General features: G+C 29.5%; 16 protein-coding genes. 1 reads left to right on the top strand and 15 read right to left on the bottom strand.

Going from position 1 to position 13,143, the window contains the following annotated elements; genetic code table 11:
* Window positions 1-79: 79 nt before the first annotated feature.
* A complete protein-coding gene (locus EBB51_RS05530) occupies window positions 80-1,165 on the bottom strand; it encodes a hypothetical protein (protein WP_123053550.1) in 1,086 nt (361 codons plus the stop codon).
* Window positions 1,165-1,986, bottom strand: a complete 822-nt coding sequence (gene dapF, locus EBB51_RS05525) for a diaminopimelate epimerase (protein ID WP_123053549.1) — start codon at window positions 1,984-1,986, stop codon at window positions 1,165-1,167. The genes EBB51_RS05530 and dapF overlap by 1 nt, the downstream gene beginning before the upstream one ends.
* A 175-nt stretch (window positions 1,987-2,161) precedes the next feature.
* Between dapF and EBB51_RS05520 the strand changes: the two genes are divergently transcribed.
* A complete protein-coding gene (locus EBB51_RS05520) occupies window positions 2,162-3,901 on the top strand; it encodes an NFACT RNA binding domain-containing protein (RefSeq protein ID WP_123053548.1) in 1,740 nt (579 codons plus the stop codon).
* A gap of 70 nt (window positions 3,902-3,971) precedes the next feature.
* On the opposite strand, the gene uraA is transcribed toward EBB51_RS05520, so the two are convergent.
* From uraA to EBB51_RS05455, 13 genes are all read right to left on the bottom strand, one after another.
* On the bottom strand, window positions 3,972-5,303 hold the full coding sequence (gene uraA / locus EBB51_RS05515) for a uracil permease (protein WP_123053547.1): 1,332 nt from the start codon (window positions 5,301-5,303) through the stop codon (window positions 3,972-3,974).
* Between the two features lie 75 nt (window positions 5,304-5,378).
* Window positions 5,379-5,912: a bifunctional pyr operon transcriptional regulator/uracil phosphoribosyltransferase PyrR gene (pyrR, locus tag EBB51_RS05510; protein WP_123053546.1), complete on the bottom strand. Its 534-nt coding sequence runs from the start codon at window positions 5,910-5,912 to the stop codon at window positions 5,379-5,381.
* A 208-nt stretch (window positions 5,913-6,120) separates the two neighbouring features.
* Complete coding sequence (locus EBB51_RS05505) at window positions 6,121-7,035, bottom strand: RluA family pseudouridine synthase (RefSeq protein ID WP_123053545.1); 915 nt, start codon at window positions 7,033-7,035, stop codon at window positions 6,121-6,123.
* A complete protein-coding gene (gene lspA / locus EBB51_RS05500; RefSeq protein ID WP_123053544.1) occupies window positions 7,025-7,480 on the bottom strand; it encodes a signal peptidase II in 456 nt (151 codons plus the stop codon). The genes EBB51_RS05505 and lspA overlap by 11 nt, the downstream gene beginning before the upstream one ends.
* Window positions 7,481-7,532: 52 nt before the next feature.
* Complete coding sequence (locus tag EBB51_RS05495; RefSeq protein WP_123053543.1) at window positions 7,533-8,138, bottom strand: TraR/DksA C4-type zinc finger protein; 606 nt, start codon at window positions 8,136-8,138, stop codon at window positions 7,533-7,535.
* Between the two features lie 99 nt (window positions 8,139-8,237).
* Window positions 8,238-8,927, bottom strand: a complete 690-nt coding sequence (locus tag EBB51_RS05490; protein WP_123053542.1) for a 5'-methylthioadenosine/adenosylhomocysteine nucleosidase — start codon at window positions 8,925-8,927, stop codon at window positions 8,238-8,240.
* A gap of 75 nt (window positions 8,928-9,002) precedes the next feature.
* Window positions 9,003-9,707 (bottom strand): DivIVA domain-containing protein, encoded by a 705-nt coding sequence (locus tag EBB51_RS05485; protein WP_123053541.1) that lies wholly within the window; start codon window positions 9,705-9,707, stop codon window positions 9,003-9,005.
* Between the two features lie 15 nt (window positions 9,708-9,722).
* Window positions 9,723-10,493, bottom strand: coding sequence for a YlmH/Sll1252 family protein (locus EBB51_RS05480; protein WP_123053540.1), 771 nt, complete (start codon window positions 10,491-10,493; stop codon window positions 9,723-9,725).
* Window positions 10,490-10,756 carry a YggT family protein gene (locus EBB51_RS05475; RefSeq protein ID WP_123053539.1) on the bottom strand — a complete coding sequence of 89 codons (267 nt, stop codon included), beginning with the start codon at window positions 10,754-10,756 and terminating at the stop codon, window positions 10,490-10,492. The genes EBB51_RS05480 and EBB51_RS05475 overlap by 4 nt, the downstream gene beginning before the upstream one ends.
* 15 nt (window positions 10,757-10,771) lie before the next feature.
* Window positions 10,772-11,242 (bottom strand): cell division protein SepF, encoded by a 471-nt coding sequence (sepF, locus tag EBB51_RS05470; protein ID WP_123053538.1) that lies wholly within the window; start codon window positions 11,240-11,242, stop codon window positions 10,772-10,774.
* A gap of 15 nt (window positions 11,243-11,257) precedes the next feature.
* A complete protein-coding gene (locus EBB51_RS05465; protein ID WP_123053537.1) occupies window positions 11,258-11,923 on the bottom strand; it encodes a YggS family pyridoxal phosphate-dependent enzyme in 666 nt (221 codons plus the stop codon).
* Between the two features lie 137 nt (window positions 11,924-12,060).
* On the bottom strand, window positions 12,061-12,780 hold the full coding sequence (locus EBB51_RS05460; RefSeq protein WP_123053536.1) for a DUF881 domain-containing protein: 720 nt from the start codon (window positions 12,778-12,780) through the stop codon (window positions 12,061-12,063).
* 10 nt (window positions 12,781-12,790) lie between these two features.
* Window positions 12,791-13,132, bottom strand: coding sequence for a small basic family protein (locus tag EBB51_RS05455; protein WP_123053535.1), 342 nt, complete (start codon window positions 13,130-13,132; stop codon window positions 12,791-12,793).
* Window positions 13,133-13,143: the final 11 nt, after the last annotated feature.

The following is a 13,143-nucleotide window of genomic DNA, read 5'->3' as shown; positions in this document are numbered from 1 at the left end:
TTAATTAAAGATTTTTCGTAAGCGAAGCTAAGAAAAATCCTCCTTCACTGTCCTCTGTCCTCTGTTTTGTCCTCTGCTTTTAATTGTATTCATCATTATAAAGTTTGTATGTACTCTTATCATCTGAAATTAAATTAATACAATTTTTATCCTTAAGATAAACAAATATATCTTGTTTATCATTTTTTTGATCTTCTAAATTACTGCCGCAAAAAAATATATTACCATCGTTATCCTCAGCTATTCCACTTGCTGGATTCACTGACTTAGGAAAATCATAAGTAATTTTATCTATATTCAAACTTACAGGTGAAAATTTATATAAATTTACATATTTATTATCTTCTGTTCCTAGAAAATATAATTCTTGATTTTTTTCGCTGAACTTAGAATCATATATACTTGTCACATTGCTTTTTATGTTTTTAACTGTATTATTTGAGAAATTATAATAATAAAGGTTATCTCCATTTGTTTGCCTTGAAAATATAAACAAATTATTATCTATTAACTTAAAGTAAATATAATATCCATCTATCTTATCAAAATAGGCACTCTCTTTTTTATCTTTTAAGTTGTATATATAAATCTTGCTGGAATCTTTTATGCCTTCCTTTGTTCCATAATAAACTATATGGTCATCATCTAACCATTCATATAAGTTTCCTGAAACAAGCACTTTAGAATTCAAATTCACATATTTATTCTGCTCTATATCGTATATGCGCATACCTTCTGCACTTTGATTTGAATCATCTTTAAAAGTTCTAAATGCAATCCTATGACCTGATGGACTTAACTTCAAATCAGATGCACAGTAAAAATCATCTAATTTTTTGAATTTATCTTTACTCATAATTTGTACAAAGTTGTGTACAAGATTATTTCCTTTAGAAATTTCCATCGAATAAGCATAAATTGAACTTTCAGTATTGTAAACTAGCTCTTTAAGTCCAGTCATTGTCCCTACACTATTTAACTTATCATTTTCAATTTTATATAAATCATAATTTTCATCTTTATTATCTAATACAGTTACTTTTCCAAGATCAGGCGCACTAATTTTTTCAGTACCTATATCATTCTTTTCGCTGTTTAATACGGGTATTAAAATAATAGCAATTAAAAATAACAAAGAAGTTAAAATTTTCACCAAACTTTTCATTAAATCTCAAATTCCCCTTTAAAAGAAATTAATGCTGGTCCAGTCATAAAAACTCCATCTTGTTTTATTTCAACTAGTAACTTTCCTCCTGGTGCATGAACTTCTACTTCATTTCCTGTAAAGCCTAATTTATTAGCTGCTATGACAGACGAACAATTTCCAGTACCACATGCTAAAGTAGCTCCAGCCCCTCTTTCCCACGTCTTAACTTTAATTGTTCTGCTGTCTATAACTTCACAAAAGTTTACATTTGTTCCTTCAGGAAAAAGCTCAAATTTTTCTATTATCCTTCCTTCATTTACATCAAAATCATCTAATTTTCCAAATACAACTGTATGTGGTACTCCCATAAGCATTGTTGTTATATTATATTCTTTATCATTTAATTTTATCTTTTTATCTACAATTTCATCCTTGCAATTTGCAGGTATATACTTACAATTAAATGATGGTTTTCCCATATTTATAGTAACCTTTTCTACCTTATTATTTTCTATATGTAAAAAAGCCTCTTTTACACCATCTCCAGTTTCTATTTTAATTGGATTATCCTTTACTATTCCTTTATCCCATATATATTTTGCAAAACACCTTATACCATTTCCGCACATAGATGCATAAGATCCATCTGAATTTATTATTACCATTTGAGTTCGAGCAATTTTACTATCACGTACTAACAATATACCATCTGCACCAATGCCAAAGTGTCTATCGCAGAGTATTTTAGCAATTTCACTTTCCCTACATTTAATTGCATCATCTCTATCATCTATTACTACAAAATCATTTCCATTTCCATTCATTTTAATAAACTTCATAATTTAATTCGCCTCCATTCTTAAGTTTAAATTCTTTTTATAATAATAAAACTTAAAATTAGTTTACTACTTGGGTAAGCTTTTATCAATACTATTCACTTTATTTTAAAATTTTAAAATGATATAATACTATAAGTTGAAACTTCGTTATGTTGTAAGCAGAAGGGATGATAAAATGGCTTTAGATGGAATCTTTTTATATACATTAGTCGATGAGTTAAAAAAATATTTATTAAATGGTAAAGTTGAAAAAGTAAATCAACCTGAAAAAGATGAAATAATATTATCAATAAAAAACAATAGAAAAACATACAAATTATCAATAAGTGCAAGCTCTATATATCCTAAAATACACATTACAAATGCAGCCAAACCAAATCCTATTAAGCCTCCAATGTTTTGTATGGTTTTAAGGAAATATATAAATTCCGGGAAAGTCGTTAATATAAGACAGCTTGACACTGATAGGATAGTATTTTTAGATTTTGAAAATACAGACGAACTTGGATTCAATAGTATATACACACTGGTAGTTGAAATTATGGGAAGACACAGTAATATAACACTTGTAAGAAATAGGGATAACTTAATTATGGACAGTATAAAACATATAACTTTGGAAATAAATACAATAAGATGTATTTATCCAGGTATTGCCTATGTACTTCCTCCAAAATCATTGAAACTCAATCCATTTGATTATACTTTTAATAATTTAATTGAATTTATAAATCAAAATACAATTAAATTTGACAAACGATTTTTTTCAAATGTTTTTACTGGAGTTAGTTCACTTTTTTCAAATGAAATCTTTTATAGATTTACCCAAGATAATAAAGATTTTAAGTATGACAATCTTAAGGGTATAGATACTCTTTTTCAAAATGTAATACATGACTTAAAAATTAAGAACTTTCATTTTTCTTCTTATTTTGATGAAAGTAGAGCAAAGGATTTCTATTGTGAACAAATTACACAATTTAAAGATTTTAAAGAGAAAAAATACCTATCTCCGTCTGAGCTTATAGAAGAATTTTATTATAAAAAAGATAAAGCAGACAGATTAAAAAATAAATCATCTGATCTTCAAAAACTCATAAATATAAACTTAGATAGATGCAATAAAAAATTAAAAATACTTCAAAATAACCTGAAAGAATGTTCTAAAAAAGACAAATACATGTTATATGGTAATCTCTTGACATCAAATATATACAATATAAAAAAAGGTGATTCAAAAATTAACGTTCAAAATTATTACGATGAAAACTTAGTATTGGTAGAAATAAAGTTGGATGAAAATAAAACTCCTTCCGAAAATGTTCAGAGGTACTTTAAAAAATACAATAAACTGAAAAAAACTGAGGAAGCTGCTAAATCCCAGTTAGAACTTACAGAAGAAGAAATAAATTATCTTGAATCAGTACTCACAAATATAAAAAATGCAGAGGATTACGATAGTATAGAAGAAATAAAAAAGGAACTTATATCTACAGGATATATAAGGTTCAAAAAAAATGTACATTCAAAAAAGTCAAAGCCTTTAAAGCCTATGAAATTTATATCCAGCGATGGTATTTATATATATGTTGGTAAAAACAACTTTCAAAATGACTATTTGACTTTAAAATTTGCAGATAAAAGAGACATATGGATGCACACAAAGAATATTCCAGGATCACACGTTATAATAAAAAGCTTCAAAGATGTACCTGATAAGACTTTAGATGAAGCAGCTAAACTTGCGGCTTATTACAGTAAAGGTAAAGAATCTTCTAAAGTAGCTGTAGACTATACTCAAGTTAAAAATGTACATAAACCAAATGGTGCAAAACCTGGAATGGTAATATACTATACTAATAAGACAATATATGCAGCCCCTGAAAAACCTGAAATAGAACAAGTTTCAAATTAAAATAAAGGTGCAGCTTCTAACATGTGATTCGAAGCTGCACCTTTAAATATACTTAAGCTTTTATACTCTTTTATACTGCTTTCTCATTTTCCTCTATCTCATTAGGGGCTTCTTCATTATCAACTTCTTCAGATGCACTTTTTTGAGGTAATACTAAGTTTAAAATAATTCCAGCTAAAGTTGCAAGTGCTACTCCAGCTATTTCTACATCAGCACCGTTAAATTTAAACTTCAAAGATGCTCCACCTACTCCAAGTACTATTATTACTGAAGCAATCAATAAGTTTCTTTTTTCACCAAAGTCTATCTTATCTTCAACAAATATCCTAAATCCAGATGACGCTATTATACCAAATAGCAGTATACTGACACCGCCCATTACTGGCAAAGGCATATTTTCTATTATTGCTGATACAGGTCCTATGAAGGAAAGTATGATTGCTATTATAGCTGCTCCTCCTATAACCCATACACTATAAACTTTAGTTATTGCCATAACTCCTATATTTTCTCCATAAGTTGTACTTGGAGGACCTCCAACAAAACCTGCAAACATTGTAGCTACACCGTCACCTAATATTGACCTGTGAAGTCCTGGATCTTTAGTAAAATCTCTTCCTACTACGTTATTTGTAACATATATATGTCCTATATGCTCTGCTATTGTTACAAAAGATACTGGAGCCATTAACATCATTGCACTTAAATTAAATTTTGGCATCATAAATGGCGGAAGCCTAAAAAATTTTGTATGTGCTATAGTTTGTATTACACTATGTGGTATTACTCCAAGCACAAGTGCTAAAATATATCCTGTTATCATAGCTATAAGTACCGGTATAACTCCTAAAAATCCTTTAAAATACATACTTCCAATTATGCCTACCGCTAAAGTAACCATTGATACAGTTACCCATGCCCATCTTGGAACACTTTGAAGCGAAGCATTAGTAAAATTTAAATTTAATCCTGCCCAATTTATAGCTGTTCCTGCCATACTAAGTCCTATAACTATTACAATAGATCCTACTACTACTGGCGACAAAATTCTATTTAACCACTTTATACCACAAAACTTTATTATTACTGCAACTATTATATAAACACAACCTGCTGCTATAACTCCTGAAAGCATGGACTCTGGTCCATAATTTTTAGAAGCTGCAATCATAGGTGCTATAAAAGCAAAGGATGAACCTATATATGCTGGAAGTTTTGCTTTAGTACATAAGATATATAAAAGTGTCCCAACTCCACTGCAAAAGAGTGCAATAGATGGGCTCATTCCTGTAAGTATTGGAACTAATATTGTAGCACCAACCATAGCAAATAAATGCTGAAAGCTAAGTGGTATAGTCTCAATTATCGGTAATTTGTCCTCTACATCAATATAATTTTTCATTTATTTTCCTCCTTTTTAGCCTCTCTGGACTATTTTAAAAGTAGTACACAAGACTAATTTATATAAAATCAAAATTTATAACTCATATATTTTTACAGAATCTTCTTTATCAATTTCTGAAAGTTCTACTGAAACCATTTCTGTTCTAGATGTTGGAATGTTTTTCCCAACATAATCAGGTCTTATAGGTAATTCTCTATGACCTCTATCTATTAATACTGCTAATTGTATAAGTTTAGGTCTTCCAGCATGCATAACTGCATCAATAGCTGCTCTTGCTGTTCTTCCTGTGTATATTACATCATCAATTAATATTACTTTTTTGTTTTCTACATCAATTAAATCCATATCTTTTATTACGGGCTGTTCATTTAACTTACTTAGGTCATCTCTGTAAAGAGTTATATCTACACTTTCTACTTTTAAGCTTACTCCTTCTATACTCTCTACTATTTTAGCTATTCTCTCTGCTATAGGATACCCTCTTCGCCTTATTCCCACTAATACAATATTTTCAACGCCTTTATTTTTTTCTATTATCTCGTGAGATATTCTTGTTAAAGTTCTCCTTATACCCTTATCATCCAATACAACTGTTTTAAGCTGCATATCATCACCCCCAAACTCTTTCTCAAGTTAGAATTAAATTTTATAAAAATAAAGTCCATACTCAGTGAGTATGGACATAGTTTATCTCTTATATTGCAAACTGCTATAAAACCTTACGACCTCACTGGATCACTTTTAAAGGGTTTTTAAATTTTTAATACAATTAAACATCTCTATTAACCACTGCTATTTTATCATATAAGTTAGGTCATTTCAACTCCGATCGTAAAATATTTAAAATTCTTTTAAAATACGGTGGAATATCAATTTCAAACTCCATATATTCATTTTTAGTAGGATGTATAAAACCTAACTTTCTAGCATGAAGGATTTGTCCTTTTAAATTAAATCTTTGCTTTTTATATCCGTATACGGGATCACCTACTAATGGATGTCCTATATAAGACATATGTACCCTTATTTGATGTGTTCTTCCTGTTTCCAAAACACATTTTATAAGAGTGTTCTTCTTAAATTTTTCCAGGACACTATAATGAGTTACTGCCCTTCTTCCATTATTTACAACAGCAATTTTTATTCTATCTACGGGATGCCTTCCAAGTGGAGCATCTATAGTTCCATCTTCTTTAACAATCCCTTCAGTTAAGGCTAAATATTCTCTGGTAATTGAATGTTCTTTAAATTGATAAGCTAATTTATTATGTGCATTATCATTTTTAGCTGCTACTAAAACCCCTGATGTATCCTTATCAATTCTATGAACTATTCCAGGTCTCATAACTCCATTTATTCCAGATAAGTCCTTACAGTGATTTAAAAGTGCATTTACTAAAGTTCCACTATAAACTCCCGGAGCTGGGTGTACTATCATCCCCTGTGGTTTATTCACAACTATTAAATCACTATCTTCATACAATATATCTAATTTTATATCTTCAGGTTCTATATTTAAACTAACCGGATCAGGAATTGTAATTTCTACACTATCTTCCTGCTTTAACTTATAATTGCTCTTCTTTACGATTCCATTTACCTTTACCATACCATCTGATATAAGTCCTTGAATATGAGATCTAGACTTATCATCAATGCACTTAGTTAAAAATATGTCTAATCTTTTATTGTTAAAGTCATTATCTACGACAAACCTTTTATTTTCCATTTTCATCTTCCTTTATTAAGTAAAATATAAGCAAAAAAGTACCTATAACTACCGCCATGTCAGCTGCATTAAATGTTGGAAAATAAAATACATCCTTATAATGTATCAATATAAAATCTACTACATACTTATAAAATATCCTGTCAAATAAATTTCCAAGTGCTCCTCCTATTATAAGTGATAAACTTAATTTTAATAATCTTGAACTAGGCTTGTATTTTATAAGATAATATATAATTCCTATAACTACCACAAGTGTAACTATAACTAAGAGAGATACTTTATTTTGTAATATACCAAATGCGGCGCCTCTATTTTCTAAATATGAAAAACTTAGAAAGTTTTTAATAACAACTATTTCTGGAACTGCTGTAAGCACATTTAGAGCCCACAATTTTGTTAATCTATCTAATATCAATACTAGTACAATAAATAAAAATTCCATTTACTTCCCCCCACCGCTAAAGTGTAATAGGCAGCTTTAAAAGCCAATTAAGCTAAGGCAGTTGGCTTTTATATTGACCATTACTTATCCTCTCTATAGGATCAGTATACCTTTCATCTTCATCCACATATTCTTCAACTATATTTTTTCTTCTATTAAATTTTCCAACTGACTGGTAACTGTCTTCCATATCAAATTCTACTTGATCATGATATCCATCGTATCCATTATCCACAGTATCCTTAAGTACTTCTTCTTCCGGAGGTCTATTATTTCTTTCGCTGGGTTTTTTGCTGTCAAGAATTTTCTGGCAGTCAACACAATACTCTGCATATGGAACAAATTCCAGCCTACTTGTATCTATTTCCTTTCCACATCTTTTACACATTCCATAAGTTCCATTTTCTATATTATGAAGTGCTTCATCTATTTTTTTTACTATAACTGTCTCATTTTTTTGGAGAACCATCCCTCTTTGCCTATCATATATTGGGCCGGCATTATCAGCAGGATGATTGTCATAAAGGGACAGCTCATTTGCTATTTCATTATTAGACTTTATGGTTTCATTCTTTTCCATTTGTTCTAATAAATCACATGCTGCATCTCTTTGTTTTTTTAATTTATCTTTGAAATCTTGTAATAATTTATCATTCATAATTATAGACACCTCTCAACTATATTTCAACATATATATATTTTAACTAAAAAAAAATCATTTATTCTATAATTATGAATTCTTAAATTATGTACAATTTTAATCAAAAAGCATATTTTTCAAAATTTCAGTAGAATTTTTAATGGCTATTGGTGCAAATTTTTCATAATCCATGTGAGCACCATTATTTGCATTGTCAGATATAGATCTTATTACAACAAAAGGTACATTATTCAAGTGACAAACTTGAGCAATACTTCCACCTTCCATTTCACATGCAAGTGCATCAAATTTTTCATTTAGCCACTTTATTTTACATGTATCAGATATAAATTGGTCTCCCGTTACTATTCTTCCAACAAAACTCTTATGATCTGATATTTTTTCAAACGCCTTTTTAGCTTTACATATTAATTCATCATCACAATTAAATTGAAAAGTATCAAGCCTTGGTACTTGTCCCACAGGATCACCAAATCCAGATGCATCCATATCATGCTGAACTAAATTATCTGCAATAACAATGTCGCCGGGATATACATTTTTTCCTATGCCGCCTGCAATGCCTACGTTTATGATTTTATCAACATTAAAATCATCTATTAAAATTTGTGCACAAACTGCTGCATTTACCTTTCCTATTCCGCACCTTACTATAACTAAATTTTTATTATACAATTTTCCAAAATTAAAAGTCATGTTAGCTTTAACTTGACTCTTTTCTATTTTCATTTCTTTTAATAACAATTCTAACTCTTCATCCATTGCTCCTATTATTCCAATTGTCATTTTAAATACCCCCTAAATAATCAATGTTGTATATTTATCATAAAAAAATCTCACTCATATGAGTGAGGTTTTTTACTAACCTTTTACAAAAAAATTCTTAATTTCCTGCAGTTCATTTTCATCATTTAAAAACCCAGACACTGCATCTTTATCATCTAAATCCTCATCATCTGTAACATTCACTTGAGAATTTGAATTTTTATCATCTGAAACCTCTTCTATTTCCTTTTCATGTAAAGTATCATCACTTATACTTCTTTTTTCACATTCTACAATTGCATTCTCATTTGTATTCTCATTAGTTTCATAACCTATGTTATAGTTTTTAACAAATTCCTTTTCCATGTCATCAAACATCTCTAATTGAGAAGTTATAAAACCTCTGTACTTAGTTCTAAATTTACAAAAATCCTGTTTAACTTTTTCAAATTCATCATTTATCTGTATTATATCACTATGAGCTTTATCAATTATTCTCTGTGCAGCTTCATTTGCATTCTTTATTATAAGCTCACTTTCCTTCTTAGCATTTTCCCTAGTTTGCTCTGAAGCATTTTGCGCTAAAAGCAAAGTATTTTGTATAGTATTTTCCATTTTGTTATAATGATCTACCTTTTCTTGTATATTTCCCAGCTTTTCTTTTAAACTTGAATTTTCCCTACAAATAGCTTCATAATCTTCAGATACATTATCTAAAAATTCATCTACCTCGTCTACACTATAACCTCTTAAAACTTTTTTAAAATCTTTTTCTGTTATTTCCATAGATGTAATTCCCATTGTGAACACCTCAAATCAAATAAATTTTTTTATCAAAATTTTAGTTTTTCCACTGCCTGTCCATCCTATATCTTCTACTAATTTATATTTTCCATATCCACTTATAGTTAATATACAATCACATTTTAAAATACTATCCCTTTTAAAATTTCTCGAATAATTTATAAGTACTTTATCGCTTCTAATTAAATCTTCTGCTTTATTTCTTGATATATTACACAAAGAACTAATTACACAATCAACTCTAAGAGAGGAAACATTCACAACAATATCTTGAAAGTCGTATACGGGAATTTCACAATCATTTATATTTAATATACTTACTTCACAAGGAGATTTTCCTATGGCAGTCAAATTCATCCTTATGTAATCAGCAATTTCACATTGAACTGCCAAATAGCATGAATCTCCTTTCACAATCAAATCTCCAAACTTTTCTCTCTTTATTCCAAGTGACATAATTGCACCAAGATAATCTCTATGCTTAAGCTTACAAAATTTCGATTTCTTGTCTATCCTCATAAGAGTTATAGGATAGTCAAGTACATCATCATAAGAAAAAGCTATCATCTTTCTCTGTGCATCTTCAAATATTCCATAACTATAAACTCCTATATTGAGTTCATGGGAAATATCTTCGAGTATCTTCCACACATTAGGTGTTGAAAATTCAGTCATATATACTGTTTTATTTATATTTTGAGCCAAAAGAACTTTTTCATAGATATTAGAAGCTATATTATCGCCTGCAGATTTCATCTTACCCATAAAAGTCTTTTTATTCATAATATACTAAATACTATCCTTTCCAGTAAATCCAATATGAGCAGAGCTAATATTGGTGAAAAATCAATTCTGAAACCAGGTATAATTTTTTCTTGAATTTTTCTCCCTGGAATCATAAATGGTTCAGTAAACACATGAATTATGTCAAGAAGAACATTACTTCTCCCCGGCATAATCCATGAAAATATCACATCTAATATTATAGCTATTTCTATAAATCTAAACAATAAAGACAATGCTATACTTAAAGTACCACCTATCATCTTTTCCTCCAAACGTTATTTGTTCCAGCCAAAAATCCCCTTAGTTGATAGTTCATTTTTAAAATCATTACTTACTTCTACAGTTGATGGTGATAATATATAAACTCCTTTTTCAACTTCTTCTAAATCTCCACCTAATGCATAACTTGAACCACCCATAAAATCTAAGAGTCTCTGTGCTGTTCTTGTTTCCAAATCCGTAGTATTTATAACTAAAATTTTTCTGTTTTTAAGCTCGTCACATATGTCAGCTGCTTCTTCGTAGCTAGTTGGCTTTACAATTTTAACTTTTGCTGAAATCGTAGTATGTATACTTACAACCTTATTTTGTTTTTTTGAAGTTGATACAACGGGCTCTACAAAAAGATCGTCATTTGCTGCCTTTTTCTGTTCTACACTATCTTCAGTTTCTTCTATTTCTTCATCATCCAAGTCATCTTCCAATCCCAAAAGTCCCATCATTTTATTTAGTACTTTACCAGCCATTTTAATACTCCTCCTCTATTTATTGTTATAATTTCTCTTTCCAAATATACCTTCCCCAACTCTTACCATATTAGAGCCCTCCTCTATTGCATACTGATAATCGTGGGTCATACCCATAGATAAAATTTTCATCTCTATGTTTTTAAACTTTCTTTGGCGTAAGCTTTCAAATATATCCTTCATTTGCCTAAAGTAATTTCTACAAATTTCTTCATTTCCCTTTGGAATTACAGCCATAAGTCCTTTAATCTTAACATTCGTGCATTGTTCACAATTCTTTATTAATTCTTCTAAATTTTCTAAGTAGATTCCTGTCTTGCTATCTTCTTTTCCAATATTTATTTGGATTAAAGCATTGCAAACTGCATTACTTTGTTTGTACTGCTTTTCTATTTCATTCAATAATCGTACACTGTCTAACGAATGAATGAGGTGTACTTTTCCAACAATGTACTTTACCTTATTTCTCTGAAGATGCCCTATTAAATGCCATCTTATATCATGCGGCAGCTTATCATATTTATCTACAAGCTCTTGTACTTTATTCTCACCAAAATCTCTAACACCTAAGTCATACGCTTCTTGTATATCACATGCAGGCTTGGTTTTAGAAACAGCTATTAAAGTTACCCCTTCAGGCAAATTATTTTTAACAGTTTTAATATTTTCCTCAATTGACAACCTTATCGTCTCCTTTAATGTCAATATACATTATTATAGTATTCTTCACATATTTTAAAATTCCTTCATAAAATTAATCATTTTTGAATATATATTTAAGATACCTAAAAACTAAATTGATCTTTTCATATGATTAACTAACTTTCATTCTTTATAAATTTTATATCTTCTTCTCCGTTATACGCTGGAACTTTAACATTATCAAGTTGCTGCACATTTACCTTTATCTTTCTCATAATTAAAGTTTTTAGATAGTTTTCGTTAGATACCATATAATTATACATTACATCTTTATTCCCAATTGCATAGATTTCAAAAGGAGCTGCTATTTTTACACCATTTATCCTTAAAAATGGACCGCTGCAATATACTTCACTTCTATCTATAATTCTCTGTCCATTTAATGATATGGCTTCAGCACCAGAATTCTTTAAATCATTTATAATCTGTATTATATCAGTGTTATGTATAATTCTAAGTTGATATTCAAACTGATTAGCAGCACCTGCTGTACTTGCATCATCTAGAGTTATCATTATTCCCTGACCCTCGAGTGCAACTTTACCTAACAAAATATTATTCTCATTTAATTCTTCCTTCATATTATTCGTAATTTTTTCCTGACTCTGACTATCACTTTTATACTTTTTAATTTTAGATGAATAACCATTATACTGATTAATAAGTCCAACTACCTCATTATAAAGTTTATTTTTATAATTATAAGCATCTTGATATTGTTTGGCATTCAAAATCACCCTGTTGGGTTTACTTCTAAAACTGATGTTCATGGATATCAATATACCTATTATTATAGAAGCTATAAAGACAAATATATTAGCTTCATTACTTTTCATCTATTTCACCTCACTGCCGTGATCTAGCTTTTTCTATCAAAAGTCTTCTTATAGCTGCAAAATTATCAAAAATTCTTCCTCCAAAAACTATTACAGCAGCAAGATATATAGGAACACCTAATTTATCTCCAAGATAAGCAAGAGCTGCAGCTAAAACAGCATTTCCAAAAAAACCAGATATAAATATATCAGCTTGAAAATTTTTAAGCAGACTTCCTTTTACAGCTCCAAAAACTGAATCCAAACAAGCAAGTATGGCAACTGACATATATGGAGAAAATTTATCAGGAATATTTACATTCCATACAATACCTAGAATAATTCCTATTATAAGTCCAATAAATCCTAGCAAAATAACACCTC

The organism is Clostridium sp. JN-1 (assembly GCF_003718715.1).
Classification (GTDB): Bacteria; Bacillota; Clostridia; order Clostridiales; family Clostridiaceae; genus Clostridium_AV.
Note: the sequence above shows the minus strand (reverse complement) of the source record. Positions and strands in the feature narration are given on the sequence as shown.